Here is a 25,406-nt window from a genome sequence, read left to right as displayed (position 1 = left end):
TAAAAAAAGTCGAAAAACAACGAGATAAATAGTTTCTGGATGAAAAGGACTTCCAACATACTGATTGTAGCTGCTTTGGCTGGTGGAGCATTGCTCTCCGCCTGTAACAGGGGAGCACATAATAGAAAGCCCGGCAAGATCTATATGCCTGACATGTATGAATCCCGTGCATACGAGTTCTACAGCGGGCGCCTCGCGAGCATGAAGCCGGTGGAAGGCACGGTTAAAAGAGGAGCTTTGCTGCCCTATCACCTGAAAGCGGAAGATACGGCACAGGCCAACCTGGTGAAGAGCCCGGTAACAGTAGACGAAGCCGGTATCAAGGAAGGCAAGCGCCTGTTTGATATATACTGCGGCGTATGCCACGGCACCAAGCTGGATGGCAACGGTCCGCTCTATAAAGGTGGCGATGGCCCCTATCCCGCGGCACCCCCTGCTTTCCTGGCGGGCAAGCTGATGGGTTACAGTGAAGGGCGCATCTTCCACGTGATCACTTATGGTTATAACGTGATGGGCAGCTATGCCAGCCAGCTCGATATCGAGCAACGCTGGAAAGTAGTAGCCTATATCAAGAATATGCAGAACGGCGGTAAAGCGCCTGCAGCACCCGCGGCAACGGATTCCACCGCGGCGCCGGCTGCATCCGCTGCTGTAGTGGCTGCCAAGTAATTTGTTTTAAACGCATTTCAACTTCGTATTTTAATATACAACAGTAATGAAGGACCAATTTGTAGTACCAGCAAGATTAAAAACGACCAGCTACGTGCTTTTGGGTATTGGCTTGCTGACTTTATTGATCGGATTATTTGCATTCTCTGGCGAGCATGGCGCTACACGTTTCTGGGCGGGCCTGCTGCAGAACAGCACCTTCTTCCTGATGGTGGTGTTGGCCAGTACCTTCTTCATTGCTGCCACCACCCTGGCTCATGGCGGATGGCAGATCGGCTTCCGCAGGGTGCCTGAGGCAATCGCCATGGCTGTTCCCGCCCTCGGCGTGATACTGCTGGTGCTCCTGGGTTTCCTGATCTTCGGTAACAAAGGGCACGTATTTCACTGGATACACCCGGAAGGAGACAGGATACTGGAAGGCAAAGCGCCTTTCCTGAACCCCTCTTTCGTTTCCATCGCTTCCGTTATCACCATCGGCGCCTGGATCGCGCTCACTATGAAGATCCGCAAGATGTCGATTGAAGAAGATAGCTGGACGATGACCCCGAACCTGGGCAAAAGCCTTCTCTGGAGAAACTCCGTTTGGTGTGCTGTGTTCATCGTGGTATACGCGCTGTCCATCGGCTCCACCACGCCCTGGATCTGGCTCATGAGCATCGACGCGCACTGGTTCTCTACCATGTACAGCTGGTACACATTCGCCAGCACATGGGTATCCGGCCTGTCACTGATCGTACTGTTTGTGATCTATCTGAAAGGACAGGGATATCTGACATGGGTAAATGACGAACATATACATGACCTCGGCAAGTTTATATTCGCGTTCAGCATCTTCTGGGCATACCTCTGGTTCTCCCAGTACATGCTGATCTGGTATGCCAACATGCCCGAGGAAACAGTTTACTTCCAGCCGCGCGTATGGGGAGCCTGGAGATCAGTATTCTTCCTGAACCTGATCATCAACTTCGTATTTCCGCTGCTGATATTCATGAAGCGCTCTACAAAACGCAATTATACGGTGGTAACCTTCACAGCCGCTATCGTGATCTTTGGTCACTGGCTGGATTTTTACCAGATGGTAATGCCCGGCACCGTTGGCGGCCTGCATTTCCCCTGGTATGAACTCGGCATTGGCCTCGGGTTCGTTGGCCTGATCATCCTGATCACCGGCAACCAGCTGGCAAAAGCCCCGCTGGCGCCGAAGAACCATCCGTACATGAAAGAAAGTATTATACACCACACCTGATGCGTGGCGTACAGCACAGAAACAACGTAAAGCATTAGATAACTTAATTATTTTTCATAGCAATGTCAGGATTTTTAGCAGTTTTAGTTGTTGTTCTCATATTCGTCGTGATCTTCCAGATTGCGAAGGCCAGCGAGTATGTGTCCATTCTGAAAGGTGAAAAGAAATCGCGTGAGCAATCCAACCGCATCAACGGTTTCCTGATGGTGGTATTCCTGGTGTTGGGATTGATAGGAGTGTGGTGGTGCCATGATCTCCTGGAAGACAGAATGCTCGGGGAATCCGCTTCCGTTCAGGGGGAGGGTGTAGATCAGCTGATCAAGGTGACCTTTATCATGACCCTGGTCGTGTTTATCATCACACAGATACTGTTGTTCTGGTTCTCTTTCAGATATCAGGAAAAAGAAGGCCGTTCCGCATTCTACTTCCCGCATAACAATAAACTGGAGGTGATCTGGACCGTTATCCCGGCCATTGCATTGACGATCCTGGTTGCCTTTGGCATACGCCACTGGCTCCGCATCACATCCGAGGCGCCGAAAGATGCCATGATAGTGGAAGTGACCGGCGCGCAGTTCAAGTGGATGGTACGCTACCCGGGTAAAGACGGACAGCTTGGCCGCAAGAACTATAAGCTGATCAACGAGGCCGCGAGCAATCCTGTTGGGCAGGATTGGGCGGATTCACTGAATCATGACGACTTTGTATCTCCCGAACTGCATGTGGTGGTTGGCAAGAACGTGAAGCTGGTGATCGGTTCCCGCGACGTGGTACACGACGTTGGCCTGCCGCACTTCCGCCTGAAAATGGACGCCGTACCCGGCATCCCCACTACCCTGTGGTTCACGCCGAAGTTTACGACCGCTGAAATGAAGAAACGCACCGGCAACCCGGACTTTGTATATGAACTGTCCTGCGACCAGATGTGCGGCGTAGGCCACTACTCCATGAAAGCGAACATCATTGTGGAAACACAGGAAGAGTACGACGCATGGGTAGCAGCACAGCCGACACAGTATGCACAGGCGCATCCGGCCGCCGCTCCGGCAGAGAAGCCCGCGGCCTCCGATTCAACCGCCACTGCGTTGACAATGAAGTAAATTTGTGAAAGCGTAAAAATTTAAAGAAATAGCCGGAGAGCCTGCCCCGTTTGACGGCTTATCATAAACAGAACTTATTATGAGTAACGAAGCAACATTGCACAGTCAAGATTTATTGCATCACGGCCACGTGGAGCATGGGCATGGTAATGGCCATGATGGTCACGACCATCATCATGAGGAGACCTTCATTTCGAAGTATGTTTTCAGCATGGACCATAAGATGATTGCCAAGCAATTCCTCATTACGGGTATCATCTGGGCCATCATTGGTGCGTTCTTCTCTGTACTGTTCCGTTTGCAACTGGGTTATCCCGATGCTACTTTCCCCTGGCTGGAAAGCATCCTGGGTCACTGGGCTGAAGGTGGCCGGATCACCGCGGAAGCATATTATGCGCTGGTTACCATGCACGGTACCATCCTGGTGTTCTTTGTACTGACCGCCGGCCTGAGCGGCACCTTCTCCAACCTGCTCATTCCCTTACAGGTAGGCGCCCGCGACATGGCTTCTCCTTTCATGAACATGCTGAGCTACTGGTTCTTCTTCCTGGCCAGCGTTATTATGATGAGCTCCCTGTTCGTGCAAACCGGTCCCGCTTCCGGCGGCTGGACTTCCTATCCTCCGCTGAGCGCGCTGGGTGACGCTTCTATCGGTTCTAAAATTGGTATGGACCTCTGGTTGATCAGCATGGCGATATTCGTTGTGTCTTCCCTCCTCGGTTCCCTGAACTATATTTCCACCATCCTGAACATGCGTACAAAAGGCATGAGCATGACGAAGATGCCGCTCACCATCTGGGCGTTCTTCTTCACCGCGGTGCTCGGCGTATTGTCTTTCCCTGTTCTGCTGAGTGGTTTCATCCTGCTGCTGTTCGACCGTCACGGCGGTACCAGCTTCTACCTGAGCGAGCTGTTCGTACAGGGCAAGGTGCTGCCGAACGAAGGCGGCTCCGCGATCCTCTACCAGCACTTGTTCTGGTTCCTGGGTCACCCTGAGGTGTATATCATCATCCTCCCCGCGATGGGTATGGTATCCGAGATACTGGCGGTGAATTCCCGCAAGCCGATCTTCGGTTATCTCGCGATGGTGGGTTCTCTCTTTGCTATCACTGTACTGGCGTTCCTCGTATGGGCGCACCATATGTTCGTAACAGGGCTCAATCCGTTCCTCGGCGCATTCTTCGTGTTGCTGACGCTGCTGATCGCGGTGCCCTCGGCCATCAAGGTATTTAACTGGCTCACCACCATCTGGCGCGGGAACATCCGGTTCACACCGGCCTCGCTCTTCTCTATCGGTTTCGTGAGCACGTTCATCTCCGGTGGTCTGACCGGTATCTGGCTGGGTAACTCCGCTATCGACATCCACCTGCATGATACCTACTTTGTAATTGCGCACTTCCACATCGTAATGGGTGTGTCCGCATTCTTCGGTATGTTCGCCGGTATCTACCACTGGTTCCCGAAAATGTACGGCCGCTTTATGAACCAGACGCTCGGCTTCATCCACTTCTGGATCACGCTCGTTGGCGCCTACCTTATCTTCTGGCCGATGCACTACGAAGGTATGGCCGGTATGCCCCGCCGTTACTTCGATTACTCTACCTGGGCTTCATTCAACCAGTTCGGTGGACTGAACCAGTTCATCAGCTTTGTGGTGATCATCGTATTCGCTACACAACTGTTGTTCGTTTTCAACTTCTTCTACAGCATATTCAAAGGCCGCAAGCTCACCTCACCGAATCCGTGGGAAGCTACGACACTTGAGTGGACTACGCCGATCCATCCCGGTCACGGTAACTGGCCCGGCGAGATCCCGGAAGTACACCGCTGGGCTTACGATTACAGCAAGGATGGCAAGGACTTCATTCCGCAGACCGTCCCGGTATCGCCCGAGGAGTCCGGCCACTAAGGCTGATGGGAGAGTAAAAGGAATTGTGAATCAGAATTATGTTGCAAGAAAATTCCATAAAGTTGTCTTTATCATACGCCATTGCAAGCAGGGTGAAAGATTACTTCATGATGATGAAGTTCACCCTTACGTTCCTGGTGGTGTTCTCCTGCGTGGTAGCGTACCTGCTGGTACCGGGAGTGGAATTTGATCTTATAAAAGTTCTTTTATTATTTACAGGCGGCATCCTGGTATCCGGTTCCGCCAATACCATTAACCAGATCCTCGAAAAGGATACGGACAAGCTCATGGCGCGTACGGCGGTAAGACCGCTGCCCTCCGGGCGTTTGTCTGTTTCCGAAGCGAGCGTGGTAGCGCTGGTGACCGGCGCGGCCGGCCTGGCGATCCTCGGTTTGGGGTTCAACTGGCTGAGCGCGGGCGTGAGCCTTGTTTCCCTGGTGCTGTACGGCTTCGTGTACACGCCCTGGAAAAAATGGAACTCGCTGGCGGTGCTGGTAGGCGCGGTGCCCGGCGCATTGCCTCCCCTCATCGGGTGGGCTGCGGGCGCCAATGATCTCTCCGAAGGAGGATGGTCATTGTTCGCGATCCAGTTCCTGTGGCAGTTCCCGCACTTCTGGGCCATTGCCTGGGTAGCGCATACGGACTATACAAGAGCAGGTTTCAAGCTGATGCCCTCGGATAAAGGTCCCGGTAAAATGATTGCGCTGCAGTCCGCCATGTATGCCATGCTGCTGATCCCTGCCGGCGTAGCGCCGTACCTGTTGGGGCTTACCGGCCGTTTTTCGGCGCTGGTGGCTATACTGATCGGCGGGTTTTACCTGTACAGGGCCGTGATGCTGTACCGGAAATGTGATGTGCCCTCGGCCCGCAAGCTCATGTTTGGATCATACATTTACCTGGCAGTGATATTATTGGGATTGTTGTTTGATAAAGTAAAACTGTGAGGAGAATGATAACAATGAACGCACAAAGAAACAAGATACATCCGCACAAGTATTCCATGTGGATCGCTATGGCCAGCATCACGATGATGTTCGTAGGTTTCACGAGCGCATACGTTGTGAAACGTTCACAGGCAAACTGGTTGAGCTTTGAGCTGCCGGCCATCTTCTGGGTGTCTACAGGCCTCATTCTTTTGAGCAGCCTTACGATACACCTGGCATTGCGCCAGTTCAAGGCGCGCAGCATGGGCAGCTACAAGTCGCTCATCACGCTGACCGCCCTGCTTGGCGTGGCGTTTGCGGTTTGCCAGGTGATCGGCTTCTCGGACATGAAGAATCACGGGCTGGCGCTGGACAGTACGGTATCGGCATCCTTCATCTACGTGATCGTGGGCGTGCATATCCTGCACGTGCTGGGAGGCGTGGTAGTGCTGCTGATCCTGTTCTTCAGGGCGTACCGCATCAGGGTAAGAACTTACAGCGCGGTGCCCATTGAAGTGGCGGCAACGTACTGGCATTTTGTAGACGGGCTCTGGATTTACCTGTTGGTATTTTTCAGCCTGGCGCGGTAAAACGCGATTAAAAAGACAATCAACTCATAAAATTATAATTCGTACAAATGGATAACGCAGTAACAGCGAAGAAAAAATGGTGGGGCGGAGGGCATTCGCCTTTCAGCGTGAGCTATGGTAAGTTGATGATGTGGTATTTCCTGATCTCCGATGCCTTCACATTCGGTGCATTGCTGATCTCTTACGGCACACAACGTTTCATGGCTGAAGCCTGGCCTGATCCCAACGTGGTTTTCCATGCCTTCCCGTTCATGGGGCATATGGACCTCCCGCTGGTATTCGTGAGCTTGATGACCTTCATCCTGATCATGAGTTCCGTAACCATGGTACTGGCCGTACATGCCGGTCACAATCATGACAGGAAGGGAGTGGTGAAGTGGCTGATACTGACCATCATCGGCGGCGCCATGTTCCTTGGCTGCCAGGCCTGGGAATGGACGCACCTGCACGAGATCGGCGCATGGTGGGGCCGCAATCCGTTCAACAACGCGGACGGTTCTGCAGCTATTTCCACTAACTTTACAGACTTCTTCTTTACCATCACAGGCTTCCACGGCGTACACGTTACTTCCGGCGTGGTACTGAACATCATCGTGCTCATCAACGTACTCAAAGGTACCTATGAGCAGCGCGGCCACTACGAAATGGTAGAGAAAGTAGGCCTGTACTGGCACTTTGTAGACCTGGTATGGGTATTCGTATTCACCTGCTTCTACTTGCTGTAATTTGAAATCATTAATATAAACGAGAAAAGAACTAATTGAACATGGCGCATTCACATTCTGCAACAGGCGAGAAAGACAATTCTGCTGTAAAAGCGATATGGAGGACCTTCTGGATCCTGTTAGGCATTACCGTCGTGGAAGTAGGCATGGCATTCCTGCATTTGTATACGCACTGGCCTGACAAGCTGTGGCTGAATGCATTATTCATCCTGCTGACGTTCTTCAAAGCCTTCTACATTGTAGCGGAATTCATGCACCTCCGTCATGAAGTGAAGAACCTGATCATGACCATCCTGTTCCCGCTGACGCTCTTCGTATGGTTCATCATCGCATTCCTCGCGGACGGTGATTCCTGGAAGAACATGCGCAGAGACCTCGCCCCCGGCACGCCCGCGGCGAAGGAAGCGCCCGCGCAACAGCCTGCTCATCATTAAAACAATATCGTAACGATAATTTATCAGCCAAAAATGTAAAGGTGAGTTCACTTTTACATTTTTTGCTTTTTATATCACCGCTAAAACTGACCGGTCATTTCTAAAAAAGCATTACTAGGGGTTGCATTGGCCATACTCGTACCGCTCGCCGGTTACCTGATCGTTGATCACTATGGCAAAAATGTAGTGCACGTACCGCCTTACCTTATCGCGGAACGTGTGGATACCATCGTGAAGGATGGCAAGACCACTTACGATACCATCTATCACCAGGTGAAGAACTTCTCGCTCACCAACCAGCTCGGGAAAAAGATCAACCTGGACGATTACAGGAACAGGATACTGGTGGTGGATTTCTTCTTCACCAGCTGTCCCACTATCTGTCCCACCCTCACCAGCCATCTCAAGATGGTGCAGGAAGCCTTTAACAAGCACGATACGCTCGTGCAGATACTTTCCCTGAGCGTTGACCCGGAAAGGGATACCGTGCAAAAGCTGAAGGCGTATGCGGACAAAAACAACATCGATCCGAAAAACTGGTGGCTGCTCACCGGCGATAAAAAAGAGATCTATGATCTTGCCCGCTATGAATTTTTCGTGAATGCCGTGCAGGGCGACGGCGGGCCGGATGATTTCATCCACACCGAAAAATTTGTGGTGATCGATAAGGACCGCTACATCCGCGGATACTATAACGGGCTGGACACAAACGATGTTCGCCGCATGGTCAACGACATCGCCGTGCTGCACATCGCGAAAGACAAAAAGAAGCCCGGTTTGCTGAAGCGCTTATTTTCAAAAAACTAGCACATGGAACTGAAGAACAGAAACCTGAACCTGCCGATAGCGATCATTTCCATCCTCATCCCGCTTGTAGTGGCCGTGCTGTTCATATTGCCCAAGCCCGATATCCAGGCCGGCTTTGATGTAAGGATCATGCCTTTCTTCCATGCCATCCTCAATTCCGCCACCGCCGTGCTGCTGCTAGCGAGCCTGTACTTTATCAAGAACGGGCAGCAGAAAGCGCACAAATGGGCGAACCTTTCCGCCGTGGTCCTTTCCGGCATCTTCCTCCTGTCTTACGTCACCTATCACTTCCTCACGGAAAGCACGAAGTTCGGCGACATCAATCACGACGGACTGGTGGACGCTGCTGAAAAAGCCGCTGTGGGAGGCATCCGGTACCTGTATTATTTCCTGCTGCTGACGCACATCCTGCTGGCGATCGTGATCGTTCCGCTGGTGCTGTTCACGCTGCTGCGCGCTTTCCAGTACGACAATCCCCGTCACCGCAGGATCGCCCGCTTCACCTGGCCTATCTGGTTCTATGTGGCGATCACGGGTGTAGTGGTATATATCATGATACAGCCGTACTACGGGTAAAACTGACGGAGATCAGTGTCTGAACCGGTCAAATCCTTTAAATTCGTGGTGTGAAAAAGTTATTCCTGCTCATAATGGTCTTTGCGCTGTCGTTATCCGCCAGTGCGCAATGCTCGCTCTGCACAAAAACGGCGCAGCAGCTGGGCGAAGGTCCTGCCAAAGGATTGAACAATGGCATTCTCATGCTGGCGTTCACGCCGCTCGCATTGATGGCCTTCCTGGGCTACCGTTGGTGGAGAAGCCAGCGGCCCTCCCAATCATAATTATTTTCCGGGATCAAATTCAGGGCATTCCACCCGCAGGTCGGCAGACCGGAGCGGGGACTGCACGAGATTGCAGTAATGCCCCTTGCCTTTCTTTTCGTAGAACCGGCAGTTGAAGCACATCCGCTGCGGCGTGATGATCAGCTGGTCGTTCAGGTCTTTTATCAGTCCCAATAAATTTTCCAGCAGGTCCGCCTGTTTTTCCGGCGGCATGTTCTTCACCGGCTCCAGCATGGGGTTGGCAAAGCGCTCCACTTTCTTCCCCAGCACACGCCCTTCGCGGGTAAGATGCAGGGTATGGCTGCGGTTATCGTTTTTGTCTTCTTTGCGGCTCAGCAGGTTTTTGGATTCCAGCGTTTTGATGGCATCGCTGACGGTGGCCTTGGTCATGTTGAAGTAGGCGGCAAGATAAGTGACCGTACGGACCTTTTCCGGGTAGTGCAAGAGGAACGTCAATATCTGTACCTGAATGGGACTGATGCCGTGCTGCTTCGCCTCCTGCCATAGCAGAACACGAAATGCCTCGGACAATCGCTCCAGTGCCGCAACCACCTTGCTGGAGGTATTAGACGCCTGGTATTCAGGGTTAAAAGTAGATTCCTTTGCCATGTTGGATAGTCGCTGTATCGGTTTGATAATGGATATGTGTCTTCGTTGCTCTTGCCAGGCTTCATGGAATGGCGCCCAATGTACAAAACTTTTTAAGCCTGCCGAATAACACATTCATGGTGTTTAGATTAACGTCAGGATGACACAAAATAGTTTGTCCCGCGAAGAACAATTTATATCCGCTGCGCTCCTATCGCAGTGAGAATCAATGCCCTTCAGATACGAACTTCAAGCCTACGATAGAGCCGATGAGCATCACCAGGAAAAATATCCGCCAGGCCGCGGCCGGTTCCTTAAAGAACAGCATGCCCGCGATGGCCGTACCGGCGGCGCCGATGCCGGTCCACACCGCATAAGCGGTACCGATAGGCAAGCCGTTATTGATCGCTTTATTCAGGAAAAAGAAACTGGCGGTGATGCATATTACAAAGCTAAGCGAAGGCCACAACTTGCTGAAGTTTTCAGAATACTTCAATGAAATGGTAAAACCGATTTCAAAAAGCCCGCCGATAATTAAAAATAACCAGGCCATAATAAAATGATATTTAGAAATAAATAAAAGTAAAAGGAGGGGTCAGGGATGTGCGCACCGTATCAGAGGCCGTAATTGAATACAGCATAAGTGAAGAAAAGACGGAATACTCTGCGGTGTGTGAACATAACGGTGCAAATATAAGGAAATCAGACGGGATGAGCATATTGCTGCACGATGCGGTAAACGGAGAATTGCGGGTCTTCCATCTGCTCGCTGATCGTACGTAACAATACCTGTTTATCCATATCGCGCATCCTGCGATGGCGTATCAGCTGCCAGGCTTTCTCCGTAAGTAGAAAAGCCTTGCGTTGCAGGTTGCCGTGTATCTGCTCGCGGTGTGCGTCCAGCGCGGTGATCAGCGCTTCAATGCCCTGCTCCTGCGTAGCGATGGTTTTGATGACGGGCGTTTCCCTGATGTGCGCGAGGAGCCGCAGATTTTTCACGAACTCGTCCGCCTGCGGCCGGTCCGCTTTGTTCACCACAAAAATATTGGCGATCTCCATCAGTCCCGCTTTCATGGTCTGTATCTCGTCTCCTGCTTCCGGCACTACTACTACCACCGTGGTGTCCGCGATGCCGGCGATCTCCACTTCGCTTTGCCCCACGCCCACTGTTTCTATAAACAGGTAATCGAAGCCGGCGGCTTTGATGATGTCGCTCACTTCGAGGATCTTGGGGCTGAGGCCCCCGAGTGCGCCGCGGCTGGCCATCGAGCGGATGAATACGTTGGGGTCGGAGAAATGGTCGCTCATGCGGATGCGGTCGCCGAGCAATGCGCCGAAGTTGAAGGGCGATGAAGGGTCAACCGCGATGATGGCCACACGTTGCTGACGGCGGAGGAGTGCGGTGATGAGGGCGTTCACCAGCGTGCTTTTGCCGGCGCCGGGAGGGCCGGTAATACCTACAACACGGGTCTTTCCCTCCGGCGGCAGGGCTTCCAGCAGCTGCATATAGCCCTCCGCTTCATTCTCCACAAGAGAAATACAGCGGGCTAATGCCCGGATATCTCCCTGTTGCAAACGGCTGAGTAAATGCGCATACATGAAACAAATGTATCGATGATTTTCCACATCTTTGCATCCATGAAAGTCACCGGATTTACCTTTGTACGAAATGCCGTTAAATTCGACTATCCCGTTGCGGAAGCCATCCGTTCCATTCTGCCGCTTTGCGATGAAGTGGTGGTCAGCGTTGGCAATTCGGATGACGGCACGCTGGAGCTGATACAGTCGATCGGCTCGGACAAGATCCGCATTTTTCATACTACCTGGGACGATTCGCTGAAAACAGGGGGCCGCGTGCTGGCCGTTGAAACGGACAAAGCGTATGCCCATGTGAGTGAAGATACCACCTGGGCTTTTTACATCCAGGCGGACGAAGTGGTGCATGAAGATGATTATCCCGCTATCCGCGCCGCCATGGAGCGATATAAGGATGATGCGAACGTGGAGGGCCTGTTATTCAATTACCGGCATTTTTACGGCAGCTATGATTATGTAGGCGATTCACGCACCTGGTACAACCGGGAGATCCGCATCATCCGGAAAGACCCGCGCATTCACTCCTACCGCGATGCACAGGGCTTCCGCCTGGACGGCCGCAAGCTGCGGGTGAAGCCGGTGCAGGCACATATTCATCATTACGGATGGGTGAAAAACCCCGCCGAACAGGCGCTGAAGCTGCAGAACGCCGCGAAGATCTACAACGGCAGCGATGTGCCCGCGAACGATTTTGATTATAGCGGGATTGATTCGCTGCAAAGATTTACCGGCAAACATCCGGTGGTCATGTGGGGAAGGATCGAGAAGAAGAACTGGCAGTTTGAGTATGATATCAGCCGCAAGAATTTCAAAGGCGTGAAGCGAAAGCTGCTGTACTGGGTTGAGAAACGTTTTGGCGTGCGGCTGTTCGATTACCGGAATTACAAGCTAATATAGGCTGCGGTAGATGTCCAGGTAAGCGGCCACCGTCTTCTTCCAGCTGAATTGCGCCGCGTGTGATTTGATGTTCTCTTCCGGTTGCGTAACGGCATAATGGGCCAGTCCCGCTTCCAGCGTTTTCCGCATATGCTCTTCATCAAAATCCCTGAAATAATAAGCTACATCGCCTCCTACTTCCGGCAGGCTGGTCTTGTCCGAAATGAACGCCGGTTTGCCAAAGCGCATGGCTTCTATCACAGGTATGCCGAAGCCCTCCGCCAGTGAGGGAAAAAGAAACGCCGAACAGTTTTTGTAATACCAGTATTTTTCTTTTTCGCTGATGGCCCCAAGCAGTTTCACCCGCTCGCTCACTCCATGACGGGCCGCTTCCGCTTTGATCGCATCTACATAATTTCCCTGCGGACTGCCCGCGATCAGCAGCTCATAGTCATTACCCTTCAGCAGCGCGGGAAGCACATGAAAATTCTTCTTCGACGTGAGCATGCCGATGGTAAAAAGAAATTTCGCCGCCGGGCGGTAACGCGGCGCGTCAAACAAGGGAAATTCATTTACGCTGGCGCCGTTATAGATAACGGCCGTTTTTTCCTCCGGCAACCGGAGATGTTCCTTCATGCATTCCAGCGTGAATGCGGAAATGGCGACTACTTTATCCGCATCATCCACCTGCGATTGTATTTTCCGGAGCAACGCGCGGTGATTGGTTTTGTCCGTAAACAGGAAGTTGAGATCATGCAGCGTCATCACAATCCTGCGGGCCTGCTTGCGGGGCCAGACGTTCGGGTTCTGATGAATGGCATGCCATACATGCGTATGGGGCGGACGGAAAGAATAGCGGTCATACCATCTGTAAGGGATCGGGCGGTAGGCGTTGTTTTTAAAATGACGGAAATGCTCCGGCATGTAGTAATACAATAGTTCATCATCGTTCAGGCATGCCGGAAGCAGCGCCCCCAACTGGTAGCAGAAGGTATACAGGCCGTTGTTAGGGTACTTCAGTTTTTCAAAATCCAGTCCGATCATATGCATGAAGCCTAAATTATAAATTATTGATGAAGTTGCATTTTTTGTTTAAAGCGTAATGAATAACAGGGCGGCGCGCCTTTTGCGATCATCCATGCAATTCTCGCGTAGCCTGCGTCTTTATAGGTTTTCTTCAGCAGCTTGAAAAAATACCACCACTTTAAACAAATGTATGCTGCCGTGGAATGATGTTTTGAGAAGAAATACAGGAGTGAATAATAGTATTCCTGCAGAAAATCCATTTTCACGGTGGTGCTGGTGCTTACGAAATGCACGAAGCCGGCTTGCGGCACCAGGTAACAATGCCATCCTTTTTTACGGAAAGTATAAGCGAGGTCTTCTTCTTCGCAATAGAAAAAATAATTAGGGTCCATTCCGCCAACGTCCGCCAGCATGCTGTAGCGAACGAACATGGAGGCGCCGGAAACAAGCGGCACCCGCAACGGGTCGGCGTAAGTGGCATTCCTTTTCGGATAGTCTTCCGGGCGGAACAGGCGCAGCAATCCCGGCCCCAGGATCTTCATCGAAATCGTCGGGAAATAGTTGAAGGTATTGATCGGTTGCAGTTTATCATTGAGCATCTGGCCGGAGCAGATACCCGCATCCGGATGCGTTTCCATGAAACGGTGCAGGCTGTTCAGCGTGTTTTTCTGCAGCAGCGTATCGTTGTTCAGGAAGTAGATGTAACGCGCATTGCAATGCTGTATGCCCAGCATGTTGCCGCCCGTGAACCCCAGGTTAAGAATGCTGCGGATCAGCGTGAGGTGCGGTTTTCCCTGCAAGGCGGATTGTAGGAGCTGATAATCTTCCGGGGCGGAATTATTGTCTACAATGATGATCTGCCATTGCAGGGAACGGTCGGTCTGCTCCCATATAGATTCAACGCAATTGACAGTGAAGGAGGATGAATTGTAATTTAAAAGAATGATGGCAACGTCGTAGGCAGGCAGCATAAAGGTGTGTGTTTAAAAGTAGAAGGCGGCCGTGGCAAACTTGTTTTGAAACACTGGACTTTTACCTTACATTTAGCGGCAAAATAGTCGAAAAAAGCACAAAATGCAAGCAGCATCCCAAATGAAACTGACCAGAGGGCAGATCATCCAGCAATTAATTGACAGCAAAGCATTCAGGACATACCTTGAAATCGGGGTGTTCAAAGGGAAAAACTTTTTGCCGATCCGGGCGGAAAGGAAAATAGGTGTAGACCCTGCATTCAGAATAAAGCTGTCACGCCGGCTGGGCTGGCTCTTCCGCAACGCCACAAATCTGAAGGCGGAATATTTTGAGCAGACGAGCGATTCATTCTTCCAGAACGTTGCTCCCGGCCTGATACAGAAAAGCTCGCTGGATGTTTGCCTGGTAGACGGCATGCATGAATACGAATATGCATTGCGCGATGTGGAGCATGCGCTGGAATATCTGCAGCAGGACGGCGTGATCATCATGCATGATTGCAATCCGGCGTCAGCACAGGCAGGATGCACCTTTGAGCAATGGAAAGCAGGGAATTTCGCCTGGGACTGGAACGGGGATGTGTGGAAAGCCATTCTTCATCTCAGGAGCCTGCGCAATGATATTGATGTTTTTGTGCTGGATACGGACATGGGATTGGGTGTTGTTGCCAAACGCCCGCCGCAACAGCAGCTGAATTTTACCAAAGAACAGATACAGGCGCTTACGTATGATGATCTCGCAGCCAATCGCGCGTCATGGCTGAATCTGAAACCCGCCCCGTATATTTTTTCCTATTTCGGCATCTGATAAAACAGGGGAGTTTTGTTAATTTTAGATCATGACGAATTTCATTCCCATATTTCCTTTGGGCATTGTTGTTTATCCGGATGAACAGCTGAACCTGCACATCTTCGAGCCCCGTTACAAGCAACTGATCGGTGAATGCATCAGGGACGGAAAACCTTTCGGGATTCCCGTGGTGATCGACAAAAAAGCGAATGAATATGGTACGCTGGTGGAAGTTGAAAAGGTGGTGAAGGAATATGAGAACGGAGAAATGGACGTATCCACGCGCGGACTGAAAGTATTCCGTATCCTCGAAGTGATCCGCGAGGTGCCGGAGAAATTGTATTCCGGCGCTATTGTAAACTACCCGGACAATCATCACCGCGGCCATCAGAAGTTGCAGCGGGAAGTGCTGAAGGCCGTGCGCGAGCTGCATCATATCCTGCAGGTCAGCAAAACTTTCGTGCGGCCGGACGATGCGCTTCGTTCCTATGATATCGCGCACCATGCGGGGCTTTCCCTGCAGGAAGAATATGAGCTGCTGCATCTTTTCCACGAGCTGCAGCGGCTGGAATACCTCAAACGCCACCTGCACAAGGTGATCCCGATGCTCACAGAGATGGAGCGGCTGAAAGACCGCGTGAAGCTCAACGGGCACTTCCGGAATTTATCAGTGGATAATTTTTAACTTGGCGCCATGATCTTTTGCCTGGACCTGGGTAATACCCGCCTGAAATGCGGCGTGATGCAGCAGGGGGAATTACAGCAGGAACTTTTTTTCCCGGAAGACGACCTGGCCGGCGCGGTGCGCCGCGCACTGGATACGTTCAAGCCCCGCGCAAGCATCCTTTCTTCCGTAATAGACCATCCGCAGGAGCTGGAAACCCTGCTGGCGGCGCATACCACGTTCATCCGGCTGCAGCACTCCATTCCATTGCCCATTCAGCTGGCATATGACAAGCCCGAAACGCTCGGCGTAGACCGCATTGCACTGGCCGCCGGCGCCTGGAGCCAGTTTCCCGGGCAGCACAGCCTCATTATCGGTGCCGGCTCCGCCATCACCTATAATTTTCTGCACAAGACCGGCGCCTTCCTGGGCGGAGGGATCAGTCCCGGTATTGATATGCGTTTCCGCGCCCTGCATACGTTCACGGACAAACTGCCCCTCGTGAAGCCGGACACGCAATATTCCTTTATCGGCTACAATACGCGGCAAAGCATTCTCAGCGGCGTTCAGGAAGGGGCGCTGGCGGAGGTGGAAGGGATGATCGCGGCCTATGGCCGCAGATATGGGAACTTTAACGTCCTTTTAACAGGGGGTAATTTGGATTTTTTTGCTTCCCGCCTTAAAAATAAGATATTTGCAAGCCCGTATTTATTGTATAAAGGTTTAAATTCAATCGTAGAACGCAATGTATTGGACAAAAGCTAGCTTCTTTTGCCTGTTAGGCTTTTCTGTGCTTTCGGCAAAAAATGCTGCCGCCCAGGATAATTCACCTTACTCGCGTTTCGGCCTGGGAGAGCTTTCCCGCTCCGAAAACGCTGTCAACCTGGGTATGGGGGGCGTTTCACAGGCGTTCTATTCCGCCCAGTCCGTAAACTTTCTCAACCCTGCCAGTTATTCCAACCTGCAGCTCACCACTTTTGACGTGGCGCTGAATGGCGGCGTACGCAGGCTGACCAACAATGAAGTGAACTCCCGCGCCGGCTTCGGCACGCTCAGTTACCTTCAGCTCGGCATCCCCCTTTCCAAAAAATGGGGCCTGGCCTTCGGCCTTCGGCCGGTAAGCCGGGTATCCTATAACATTGCGGAAAACGAGGAAAGAACATTCTTCGATACCCTGAAAGTGCCGGTTGTGCACCAGTATGAAGGCAGTGGCGGCTTGTACCAGGTATTTGCCGGTACAGGCGTGGGCCTCGGCAATTTCAGTATAGGCGTGAATGTTGGATATGTTTTCGGGAACGTGGTGAACAGCACCAAAGAACTGTACCCGGTCACCTCCACCATCCTCCCCTCCAGGCACAGCCGCCGCAACGACTACGGCAGCTTCTTCTACAACGTTGGTATCCAGCAGACGATCGACCTGAGTAAAGATATGGAACTGACCATCGGCGCCACCGGCAGCCTCGAGCAGAAGCTCAAGGCCCGCAGGGAACGCATGCGTGAAACACTTTATTACGACGCCTCTTCCGACGAATATGATACGCAGGACACTGTGCTCTACGAAAAAGGTGCGCGCGGCGAGATCCTTTACCCGCAGCAATTCGGCGGCGGTATTATGCTGAACAAGGTAGACAAGTTCATGATCGGCGTGGACTATACCACCGCCCAATGGAGCAACTTCCGTAATTACGGAGAGCCGGATTCCACGCAGAACAGCTGGAAGCTGAGCGTTGGCGGCCAGTTTGTTCCCAATGCCGGGGCATTGACAGGTTACTGGAATAAAGTAACTTACAGGCTCGGTGGATACTACGGAAAGGATTTCGTAAAGCTCGCGGATAAAGACATGACCGCTATGGGCTTTACCGTTGGCCTCGGCCTGCCGGTCAGAAGAATGCCGTTCAGCTACCAGTTCTCGCAGATCAATGCCGCATTTGAAGTAGGCACCCGCGGGGACGTGAACATCGCAAAGGAAACTTTCTACAAGCTGACGATAGGCTTCACCCTGAGTGACCGCTGGTTCATCAAAACCAAATACGATTAATCCTGACGTTCCATCTGCCGCCTGATCATCAAAATGTACAGATGAAACACCTTTTATACCTCGCTCTTGCTTTAATCTGCTGCAGCTGCGAAAACGATATGAATGCCGTGCGGGCATTGGATAAAGACAAAGCAGGAGTAGAAGAGGCTTTCAACGTGGAAACCATCATGAGCCAGACAGCCCATGTGAAAGGAGTGCTCACCGCTCCCTATATGGAACGGCACGTTGAACAGCCCGCCTACACCGAATTCCCCAGGAGCCTCCGGGTAGTATTCTATAACGATTCCCTCATTCAGACCAGCATCCTCACCGCCAATTATGGCCGGATGGAGGAGAAAAACAATAACATCCTGCTGCGGGACAGCGTGGTGTTCATCAGCTACTTCAAAGGCATGATCCCGAAAGAGCGGCTGGATTGCAAGGAACTGAAATGGGACGATAAAAGAAAGCTGTTCGTATCCAATACCTTTTGCCGCGTGGCCCGTCCCGGTGATACCCTGTACGGCCAGGGCCTGGAAGCGAACCAGGACTTCTCCTGGTGGCAGTTCATCAACGCCTACGGCAGCTTCCTGCCGCCGGATAGCATGGTCAATTTCGATTAGTTGAATATCATTACGCAAAAACCCGGTCAATTGACCGGGTTTTTGCGCTTTAACCTATTTTTTAACCTAAATTTCTTGTCTATTTGGCCCAACAACCATGCCAAAGTATTATTTTTCAATACTTCCGAATAGAAGCCTGAATTTTTATTTTTGATCATCACAACTTCAATCTTTAACAAATGGAATACAGAAGACTGGGTAAATCAGGACTGCAGCTGAGCGTTTTGTCCTTCGGCAGCTGGGTAACCTTTCATGGCCAGGTAGACGATTCACTATCTGACAGGCTGATGGGCATCGCTTACGACAATGGCGTGAATTTCTTTGACAACGCGGAGATATACGCATTGGGAGAATCGGAAAAAATGATGGGAAGGGTGCTGAAGAAAAAGAACTGGGACCGTACCTCCTACACGGTATCCAGCAAAGCTTATTTTGGCTGGCGCGGCGCTGACAACAAGCCGAACCAGACCGGCCTCAGCCGTAAACACCTGGTAGAAGCCTGCCACGAAGCGCTGCAGCGCCTGCAGGTGGATTATCTCGACCTGTATTTTTGCCACCGGCCGGACAGGAATACACCGGTGGAAGAGGTGGTATGGACCATGAACATCCTCATCCAGCAAGGAAAGATACTCTACTGGGGTACCTCCGAGTGGACGGCCGCCGAGATCATGGAAGCGCATATGATCGCGCGGCAATACAACCTGATCGGGCCGGTGATGGAACAACCGGAATACAACCTGTTCCGCCGGGAAAAAATGGAAATGGAGTACCTGCCTGTTTTCCGGACAGTAGGGCTTGGCACCACCATCTTCAGCCCGCTGGCATCCGGCCTGCTCACGGGCAAATACAACAAGGGCATTCCGGAAGGCTCCCGCCTGGGCCTTGAAGGGTATGAATGGCTGAAAAACAGGAACCTGCTGGAAGGCAATATTCAGAAGGTAGTCAAACTGCAGGAGGTGGCGGACCGGCTGAACACCAGCCTTGCCACTTTATCGGTCGCCTGGTGCATCAGAAACCCGAATGTGACCACTGCTATCCTCGGCGCCACCAAAGAAGCGCAATTGACCGAAAACCTCAAAGCCGTGGAAGTGGTTGGCAGCCTTACAGATGCGGTGATGCAGGAGATAGACGGCATTATGCAAACGGCGCCGCACGCACCTACCCATTAAGGGTGAATGGCGTTGGTTAAATCGATGTTAACAGTAGGATTTTCAACACGTTTACGAGCTAAATCGTTTCACTTACCAAATCCAGATTGACAAAAAGCAAGGTGTGTCTATCTTTGTCTTGGTTTTTCATAGGATATGGTTAAAAATACTTGAGGGCGTTATTCTTAACGCCCTATTTTTTTGCCCCGCCTTCCCGTTTTTTCCTTCTCTTTTGCTAAATTCCGGGTATTAAATATTTATGTCATGGAAACCATTAGCTGGAACGATTTCGAGAAAGTACGCATGCATGTGGGAACGGTGCTGACCGCAAAGGTATTCCCCCAGGCCAGGAACCCCGCCTATCAGCTGGAAGTGGATTTCGGCCCGGAAATAGGGGTCAAACGCTCCTCCGCGCAGATCACAAAGTTGTATAAGCCTGAAAGTTTAATAGGCCGGCAGGTCATTGCTGTGATCAATTTCCCGGTCAAGCAGATCGCCAATTTCTTTTCAGAATGCCTGGTGCTGGGCGTGGTAGGTGAAGAGAAGGAAATAGTGCTGTTGCAGCCGGACCGCCCTGTCAAGAACGGGCACAGGATAGCATAACGGTATTATTTTTAATTTAAATTTTTATTTAATCCGTATGCTGCCTAGCCGATTTTTGACCTTTACCAACAATTTTATGGCGTTCACGGAAATGGGGTTGCGAAGGATCAGAACCGCTATATCTTTGACTCAGGTTTTTCATAGGATATGGTTAAAATTATTACAAAGGCGGTATTCTTACCGCCTTTTTTCATTTCCTGACGCTTCGCATAAACTTATCTTGAAGGCCATTTTCGGCGATTTTTACAGCCTTGCACCAAATCGTTTAAGGGGATTTTCGGCACGTTTACCAGAAATATTATAGCATTCGCTAGTTTGAGGATTAGAGTTACTTCTAAATTATGGAAATTCGTAACAGGTTTTTCAATAAAGATATGGTTAAAATTTTTCGGGGCTGTATTCTTGCAGCCCTGTTTTTTTGCCCCTACCGCATTGAATAAACAACAAGGGCCGCTTCCGAAAAGAAGCGGCCCTTGTTGTTTGTGGTTTGCTGATCTGGAGAAGCAGCCCGTACTGTCAGCAGTTTTTCCATTGCCGGGCGCCGTCAACTGCCTTATCTTCCGCGGGATTTCTATCAATTCCCTTTAAACCCTTCCGGCAGGGGTCTCTCCAACAGGTTTGCATACACGAAACGGTACATCTCGTTCTTCGAATGGGTGCCTTTGGGCCCGCCCCATCCATGGCGTTCGCCGGGGTAGAGCATCAGCTCAAAGTGTTTGCCGAGGTCCTGGAAGCGGTTCACCAGCTGAATAGTGTTCTGCAGGTGCACGTTATCGTCCATTGTGCCGTGTATGATGCGCAGGAGGCCCTTGTATTTCGCGGCGTGGGTGATCGCCGAAGTGATGCGGTAGCCTTCGGGGTTTTCCGCCGGCGTGTCCATATAACGTTCTGTGTAATGGCTGTCATACAGTTGCCAGTCCGTCACCGAGAAGTTGGCGACGCCGTGGGTGAATACCTCCGCGCCGTAGGTCAGCGCCATGCAGGTCATATATCCGCCGAAGCTGCCGCCGGTGATACAGATCTTCGAGGCGTCCACGTTGGGTTGGGTGATCAGCCATTTGGCGCCGTCCATATAATCCTCGATCTCGTGTTTGCCCAGCTGGCGGTGGATGGCGTTCATGCCTTTCTTGCCGAGATGGCCGGCGGCGCGGTTATCCATCACCACCTGGATGAGCCCTTCTTTGGCGTACCATTGGGTGGCCGGGTTGGGGCGCCAGGTATCGTAGATGGTGCCGGCATCCGGACCGCCGTAAATGCTGATCAGCACCGGGTATTTTTTACCGCTTTCCATTTTGTTCGGCCAGATGATGGTCATCGGCAATTCGAGGCCGTCGCGGGTCTTGTAGGTCCGCAGCTCCGGCAGGGCCAGCACATAGTTGTCGAATGCCTCGCCTCTGGCGTTGCCCAGCTCGCGGATCACCTTGCCTTTGTCGTTCAGCAGCGCCATCCTGGGCGGTGTGCGCATGTTGCTGTAAACGGTGAGGAAGTAATCCCCGCCCGGCGCCAGTTTTACGTCGTGGGAGAAATCACCGAAGGTCAGGCGTTGGGGCTCACCGCCGCGAAGGCTTACTTTGTAAAGATCAAAACGGGTGCTGGCTTCTTTGCGCGCCGTAAAATAGATCACCTGTTTTTTTTCATCGATCTGTAATATCTGCCGCACGCGCCAGTCGCCTTTCGTGAGCTGTTCCTTCAGGCTGCCGTCCATATTGAACAGGTAGATGTGGTCCCAGCCGGATTTGTCGCTTTTCAGGATAAAGCCTTTGTTGCCGGAGAGGTAGTGAATATCGGTGAACCAGTCGATCCACGTAGCCTGCTTTTCGTCGTACACCGGCTTTTTGGCGCCGGTTTGCGGATCGATGGCATAGATAATGAGATTGTCCTGCCCGCGGTTCATCCATTGCGCCCAGAGCGCGCTGCCATCGGGTGTCCAGAAGGGCTGACCGAAATACTGGTCGTCTTTGGAATTGAAATCCGCCCAGGTGATGTTTCCGCCGGTGACGGGCACAACGCCCAGTTTCGTTTCGGGATTGGTATCACCCGCCTTGGGATAGCGTGTTCTTTCGAGGAAGCCATGCTGGCCTACTTCGCTATAGATGGGGAACATCGGTACCTGCGTATCGTCGAAGCGCATGAATGCGATCCGGCGGCTGTCCGGGCTCCACCAGAAGGCACGGTAGCGGGAAGCGCGGCCGAGAATTTCTTCATAGTACACCCAGGATGCCCATCCATTGTATACCACATCAGAGCCGTCGGTGGTATACCGTGTTTCTTTTTTGGAGGCCACTTCCACCGCATACAGGTCGTTATTACGGGTAAAGGCCACATATTTTTCGTCGGGGGAAAGGGTGGGGTTCTTTTCCACCGCGGAATCCTGTGTTAGCCGGATCTCTTCGCCGGAGGGCGTTCGCAGGAAAATATCGTTGTCCTTCACGGATACGGTGCTGCCGGTTTCCGCCGGTGCGGTGTATGGCGACGTTTTCCCGGTCCTGGCATCCACCGAAAGCGATTGCCCGTTGCGCGTTTCAATGTAATGGCTTTTGTCCGCCCACCCGCGGATCTGCGGCAGCGGCTCCGTGATGCTCACGGGATGGGTGAAGATCTGGTCGAAGGTCAGTTCTTTTTTCTCCTGGGCAGCGGCTGGTAATACTGCAAGCAGGGATAGACCGGCCAGCCATGCCGGGAAGGATTTGGATGTACTTCTCATAATTTTAAACAGGTTGAAATTGCGGTGCTTTTCGCCGCTATCCGACGAAAATAAAGATGAAAAGCGAATATATGGAAAGGAAATATATCAATGGTAACCGGCCATCGTCATAAAACAACCGGTTATGAAGCCAGGCACGTAAAGCAGTAAGTGGCGTTATATATTATATACAAACCACAGTATATTCAAATAGTTTTTTATAGGATATGGTCAAAAAAAGCAGGGCAGTAATTCAGTTTACCGCCCTGTTTTTCTTTTCTGGTGCAATGTTGGCGATGATAATGGCGCCGGCCATGAGGCCGAAGTCTTTCAGCAGGTTCCCGGGAGCTTCCAGTTTTCCCTGGATAAGTCCCGGTAAATGGATGGAAATGATGTATGTCAGCAGCAGCAAGGCCAGCAAGTATCCTGCAATGCGTGCCGGTTTCCCGAAAATGATCGCCACGCCGGCCGCTATCATGGCCACGCCGGTGAAATATATCCAGAAAGCGCCACCGGGAACGGGCACACGCGGCGCCATTTCCTGCCCGTGCGCGAGGTGATTGAAACCGAAGTACAGGAATACGAGTGCGTACAGCACGATGGCGAATTTAGTGGGAATGAGAATTTTCATGGGTAGAAGTTTAGGTAATAACCCCAAAAGCGGGGTTGGGGTTCAATGAGGGGGCTGTTTTCCCTGATGGCGACGTTCTAGTGGCCGGGCCGGCCGGCCGTGTGGCCGTTGTGTTGACAGGAACACAAACGAAGGCTGCTCAGGGATAAAAAAAGGATGTATCGCGTTGATACATCCTCTTGTAAAAAGTTCAAATATTTTTTCCATCAGGCATTCTCCGGCCGCATTTGCGGGAAGAACAGCACATCCTGGATAGACGGCTGGTTGGTCATCAGCATGGTCAGCCTGTCAATACCGATGCCGATACCCGAGGTCGGCGGCATGCCGTACTCCAGCGCGCGCAGGAAATCATAATCGATATACATCGCTTCATCATCCCCCCTTTCCATCAGCAACACCTGCTCTTCAAAGCGCTGACGCTGGTCGATGGGATCGTTCAGCTCGGAATAGGCGTTGGCAATTTCCTTGCCGTTGCAGATCAGCTCGAAGCGTTCCACCACGCCTTCCTTGCTGCGGTGCTTCTTGGTCAGCGGGCTCATTTCCACGGGATAATCGATGATGAATGTGGGCTGCACATAGTGATGCTCGCATTTTTCCCCGAAGATCTCGTCGATGAGCTTGCCTTTACCGGAACTGGCTTCCACGTGGATGTCCAGCTGCTTGCAGACATCGCGCAGCTGCGCTTCGTCCATGCCCGTAATATCGATGCCGGTATGTTCCTTAATAGCGTCGTACATGCTTACGCGGCGGTACGGTGCTTTGAAGTCGATCACTTTATCGCCCACCTGCACTTTGGAGTCGCCGTTCACATTTACGGCCACTTTTTCGAGCAATGTTTCCGTAGTGCGCATCATCCACTCATAGTCTTTGTACGCGGCGTACATTTCCATCACGGTGAACTCGGGGTTGTGGGTACGGTCCATCCCTTCATTCCGGAAGTCTTTCGCAAACTCGTACACCCCTTCAAAGCCGCCTACGATCAGCCTTTTCAGGTACAGTTCGTTGGCAATGCGGAGGTACAGCGGCATGTCCAGCGCATTGTGATGCGTGATAAAAGGGCGGGCAGCCGCTCCGCCGGGGATCGCTTGCAGGATGGGCGTTTCTACCTCGAGGTATCCCAGCCCGTTATAAAAATCCCGGATCGTTTGCATCAGGCGGGTGCGCTTGATGAAGGTTTCCCGGAGCTGCGGATTGATCACGAGGTCCGCATACCGCTGACGGTATTTGAATTCCGGATCGGTCACCGCATCAAAGGTCTCTCCTTCTTTTTCCTTCACGACGGGTAAAGGACGGAGCGATTTGGCGAGAACGGTCAGTTCCTTGACGTGAATGGAAGTTTCGCCGGTTTTGGTCACAAAAGCATAACCTTTCACGCCGATGAAATCACCGATGTCCGTCAGCTTTTTCCATACCTGGTCGTACAGGGTTTTATCTTCACCGGGACAGATCTCGTCCCGTTTTATATATAGCTGGATGCGTCCCTTGCTGTCCTGGAGCACCGCAAAGTTCGCCTTGCCCATGTCGCGGGTGCTCATGATGCGGCCCGCGAGGCAGAGGTCCTGGTATTGATCTTTGGTTTCTTCGGAGTAGCCGGCCTTGACATCCACGGAATATGCATTCACGGGATATTCGGGCGCCGGGTACGGGTCGATGCCCAGGTTTGTAAGCTCCTGGAGCTTCTCACGGCGGATGATCTCCTGCTCAGATAGCTGTTGTTGGGTAGTTACGCTCATTTTTGTTTGTAATACTGGTTTTGACCGTCATGCGGCGCCAGGGCCGTGCAACGGAGTGCAAAAATAGTTGATTTCAGTGGTTTTCCCTGCATGGAAACATGCTATTTCAGCATGACCATCCTGTTAAAAAATATCCAAATTGCCTTGCGGCAGATGACGGATATCAACTTTTTTTGTTCCTTTAGTCACTGTAATTGGTTCGGTTATTGCTTAAA

General features: G+C 51.8%; 27 protein-coding genes. 19 read left to right on the top strand and 8 right to left on the bottom strand.

Features of this window, described 5'->3' with window-relative positions; translation table 11 throughout:
- Positions 1 to 39 precede the first annotated feature (39 nt).
- The 11 genes from CCY01nite_RS05930 to CCY01nite_RS05880 all read left to right on the top strand — a co-directional run bounded on the left by CCY01nite_RS05930 (position 40) and on the right by CCY01nite_RS05880 (position 9,242).
- Positions 40 to 669, top strand: coding sequence for a c-type cytochrome (locus tag CCY01nite_RS05930; protein ID WP_146858718.1), 630 nt, complete (start codon positions 40 to 42; stop codon positions 667 to 669).
- A gap of 46 nt (positions 670 to 715) precedes the next feature.
- Complete coding sequence (locus tag CCY01nite_RS05925; RefSeq protein ID WP_146858716.1) at positions 716 to 1,915, top strand: quinol:cytochrome C oxidoreductase; 1,200 nt, start codon at positions 716 to 718, stop codon at positions 1,913 to 1,915.
- Between the two features lie 62 nt (positions 1,916 to 1,977).
- Positions 1,978 to 3,015, top strand: coding sequence for a cytochrome c oxidase subunit II (locus CCY01nite_RS05920; RefSeq protein ID WP_146858714.1), 1,038 nt, complete (start codon positions 1,978 to 1,980; stop codon positions 3,013 to 3,015).
- Between the two features lie 79 nt (positions 3,016 to 3,094).
- Positions 3,095 to 4,924, top strand: a complete 1,830-nt coding sequence (locus CCY01nite_RS05915; protein WP_146858712.1) for a cytochrome c oxidase subunit I — start codon at positions 3,095 to 3,097, stop codon at positions 4,922 to 4,924.
- A 62-nt stretch (positions 4,925 to 4,986) separates the two neighbouring features.
- Positions 4,987 to 5,868 (top strand): heme o synthase, encoded by an 882-nt coding sequence (gene cyoE / locus CCY01nite_RS05910; RefSeq protein WP_246129862.1) that lies wholly within the window; start codon positions 4,987 to 4,989, stop codon positions 5,866 to 5,868.
- Positions 5,869 to 5,882: 14 nt separating this feature from the next.
- Positions 5,883 to 6,437, top strand: coding sequence for a cytochrome c oxidase subunit 3 (locus CCY01nite_RS05905; RefSeq protein WP_246129861.1), 555 nt, complete (start codon positions 5,883 to 5,885; stop codon positions 6,435 to 6,437).
- Positions 6,438 to 6,484: 47 nt separating this feature from the next.
- Complete coding sequence (locus CCY01nite_RS05900) at positions 6,485 to 7,162, top strand: cytochrome c oxidase subunit 3 (protein ID WP_146858706.1); 678 nt, start codon at positions 6,485 to 6,487, stop codon at positions 7,160 to 7,162.
- Between the two features lie 41 nt (positions 7,163 to 7,203).
- The gene (locus tag CCY01nite_RS05895) at positions 7,204 to 7,596 is read left to right on the top strand and encodes a cytochrome C oxidase subunit IV family protein (RefSeq protein WP_146858704.1); all 393 of its coding nucleotides are present in this window, start codon (positions 7,204 to 7,206) and stop codon (positions 7,594 to 7,596) included.
- 126 nt (positions 7,597 to 7,722) lie between these two features.
- Positions 7,723 to 8,403 carry an SCO family protein gene (locus CCY01nite_RS05890; RefSeq protein ID WP_186830923.1) on the top strand — a complete coding sequence of 227 codons (681 nt, stop codon included), beginning with the start codon at positions 7,723 to 7,725 and terminating at the stop codon, positions 8,401 to 8,403.
- Between the two features lie 3 nt (positions 8,404 to 8,406).
- Complete coding sequence (locus CCY01nite_RS05885; RefSeq protein WP_146858700.1) at positions 8,407 to 8,979, top strand: DUF420 domain-containing protein; 573 nt, start codon at positions 8,407 to 8,409, stop codon at positions 8,977 to 8,979.
- A 50-nt stretch (positions 8,980 to 9,029) separates the two neighbouring features.
- Positions 9,030 to 9,242, top strand: a complete 213-nt coding sequence (locus CCY01nite_RS05880; protein ID WP_146858698.1) for a CAMCR motif-containing small membrane protein — start codon at positions 9,030 to 9,032, stop codon at positions 9,240 to 9,242.
- Here the strand turns inward: CCY01nite_RS05880 and CCY01nite_RS05875 are convergent, their stop codons facing one another.
- The 3 genes from CCY01nite_RS05875 to meaB all read right to left on the bottom strand — a co-directional run bounded on the left by CCY01nite_RS05875 (position 9,243) and on the right by meaB (position 11,429).
- Positions 9,243 to 9,851, bottom strand: a complete 609-nt coding sequence (locus tag CCY01nite_RS05875; protein ID WP_186830922.1) for a MarR family winged helix-turn-helix transcriptional regulator — start codon at positions 9,849 to 9,851, stop codon at positions 9,243 to 9,245.
- A gap of 205 nt (positions 9,852 to 10,056) precedes the next feature.
- Positions 10,057 to 10,383 carry a DMT family transporter gene (locus CCY01nite_RS05870; protein ID WP_146858694.1) on the bottom strand — a complete coding sequence of 109 codons (327 nt, stop codon included), beginning with the start codon at positions 10,381 to 10,383 and terminating at the stop codon, positions 10,057 to 10,059.
- A 149-nt stretch (positions 10,384 to 10,532) separates the two neighbouring features.
- Positions 10,533 to 11,429: a methylmalonyl Co-A mutase-associated GTPase MeaB gene (gene meaB, locus CCY01nite_RS05865; protein ID WP_146858692.1), complete on the bottom strand. Its 897-nt coding sequence runs from the start codon at positions 11,427 to 11,429 to the stop codon at positions 10,533 to 10,535.
- A gap of 39 nt (positions 11,430 to 11,468) precedes the next feature.
- On the opposite strand from meaB, the gene CCY01nite_RS05860 reads away from it, so the two are divergent.
- Entirely contained in the window at positions 11,469 to 12,323 is an 855-nt protein-coding gene (locus CCY01nite_RS05860) for a glycosyltransferase family protein (RefSeq protein WP_146858690.1), read from the top strand.
- Here CCY01nite_RS05860 and CCY01nite_RS05855 read toward each other — a convergent pair.
- Both CCY01nite_RS05855 and CCY01nite_RS05850 read right to left on the bottom strand, forming a co-directional pair.
- A complete protein-coding gene (locus tag CCY01nite_RS05855) occupies positions 12,315 to 13,352 on the bottom strand; it encodes a glycosyltransferase family 4 protein (protein ID WP_146858688.1) in 1,038 nt (345 codons plus the stop codon). The two genes, CCY01nite_RS05860 and CCY01nite_RS05855, sit on opposite strands and share 9 nt — an antisense overlap.
- Positions 13,353 to 13,369: 17 nt before the next feature.
- On the bottom strand, positions 13,370 to 14,299 hold the full coding sequence (locus tag CCY01nite_RS05850; protein ID WP_146858686.1) for a glycosyltransferase family 2 protein: 930 nt from the start codon (positions 14,297 to 14,299) through the stop codon (positions 13,370 to 13,372).
- A gap of 103 nt (positions 14,300 to 14,402) precedes the next feature.
- Between CCY01nite_RS05850 and CCY01nite_RS05845 the strand changes: the two genes are divergently transcribed.
- The 7 genes from CCY01nite_RS05845 to CCY01nite_RS05815 all read left to right on the top strand — a co-directional run bounded on the left by CCY01nite_RS05845 (position 14,403) and on the right by CCY01nite_RS05815 (position 20,144).
- Positions 14,403 to 15,107 (top strand): class I SAM-dependent methyltransferase, encoded by a 705-nt coding sequence (locus CCY01nite_RS05845; RefSeq protein ID WP_222614315.1) that lies wholly within the window; start codon positions 14,403 to 14,405, stop codon positions 15,105 to 15,107.
- Between the two features lie 31 nt (positions 15,108 to 15,138).
- Positions 15,139 to 15,774 (top strand): LON peptidase substrate-binding domain-containing protein, encoded by a 636-nt coding sequence (locus CCY01nite_RS05840; protein ID WP_146858684.1) that lies wholly within the window; start codon positions 15,139 to 15,141, stop codon positions 15,772 to 15,774.
- A 9-nt stretch (positions 15,775 to 15,783) separates the two neighbouring features.
- Positions 15,784 to 16,518: a type III pantothenate kinase gene (locus CCY01nite_RS05835; protein ID WP_146858682.1), complete on the top strand. Its 735-nt coding sequence runs from the start codon at positions 15,784 to 15,786 to the stop codon at positions 16,516 to 16,518.
- Entirely contained in the window at positions 16,499 to 17,791 is a 1,293-nt protein-coding gene (gene bamG, locus CCY01nite_RS05830) for a BamG family beta-barrel-assembly machinery protein (RefSeq protein WP_146858680.1), read from the top strand. The genes CCY01nite_RS05835 and bamG overlap by 20 nt, the downstream gene beginning before the upstream one ends.
- A 41-nt stretch (positions 17,792 to 17,832) precedes the next feature.
- Entirely contained in the window at positions 17,833 to 18,393 is a 561-nt protein-coding gene (gene lptC / locus CCY01nite_RS05825) for an LPS export ABC transporter periplasmic protein LptC (RefSeq protein WP_146858678.1), read from the top strand.
- A gap of 179 nt (positions 18,394 to 18,572) precedes the next feature.
- Positions 18,573 to 19,562 (top strand): potassium channel beta subunit family protein, encoded by a 990-nt coding sequence (locus CCY01nite_RS05820; RefSeq protein ID WP_146858676.1) that lies wholly within the window; start codon positions 18,573 to 18,575, stop codon positions 19,560 to 19,562.
- Between the two features lie 243 nt (positions 19,563 to 19,805).
- The gene (locus CCY01nite_RS05815) at positions 19,806 to 20,144 is read left to right on the top strand and encodes a tRNA-binding protein (RefSeq protein WP_146858674.1); all 339 of its coding nucleotides are present in this window, start codon (positions 19,806 to 19,808) and stop codon (positions 20,142 to 20,144) included.
- Positions 20,145 to 20,718: 574 nt separating this feature from the next.
- On the opposite strand, the gene CCY01nite_RS05810 is transcribed toward CCY01nite_RS05815, so the two are convergent.
- The 3 genes from CCY01nite_RS05810 to lysS form a co-directional block, all read right to left on the bottom strand.
- Complete coding sequence (locus CCY01nite_RS05810; protein WP_146858673.1) at positions 20,719 to 22,848, bottom strand: S9 family peptidase; 2,130 nt, start codon at positions 22,846 to 22,848, stop codon at positions 20,719 to 20,721.
- Between the two features lie 232 nt (positions 22,849 to 23,080).
- The gene (locus CCY01nite_RS05805; RefSeq protein ID WP_146858671.1) at positions 23,081 to 23,458 is read right to left on the bottom strand and encodes a DoxX family membrane protein; all 378 of its coding nucleotides are present in this window, start codon (positions 23,456 to 23,458) and stop codon (positions 23,081 to 23,083) included.
- Positions 23,459 to 23,664: 206 nt separating this feature from the next.
- Complete coding sequence (gene lysS, locus CCY01nite_RS05800; protein WP_146858669.1) at positions 23,665 to 25,191, bottom strand: lysine--tRNA ligase; 1,527 nt, start codon at positions 25,189 to 25,191, stop codon at positions 23,665 to 23,667.
- Positions 25,192 to 25,406: the final 215 nt, after the last annotated feature.

Source organism: Chitinophaga cymbidii (assembly GCF_007992715.1).
GTDB lineage: Bacteria > Bacteroidota > Bacteroidia > Chitinophagales > Chitinophagaceae > Chitinophaga > Chitinophaga cymbidii.
Note: the sequence above shows the minus strand (reverse complement) of the source record. Positions and strands in the feature narration are given on the sequence as shown.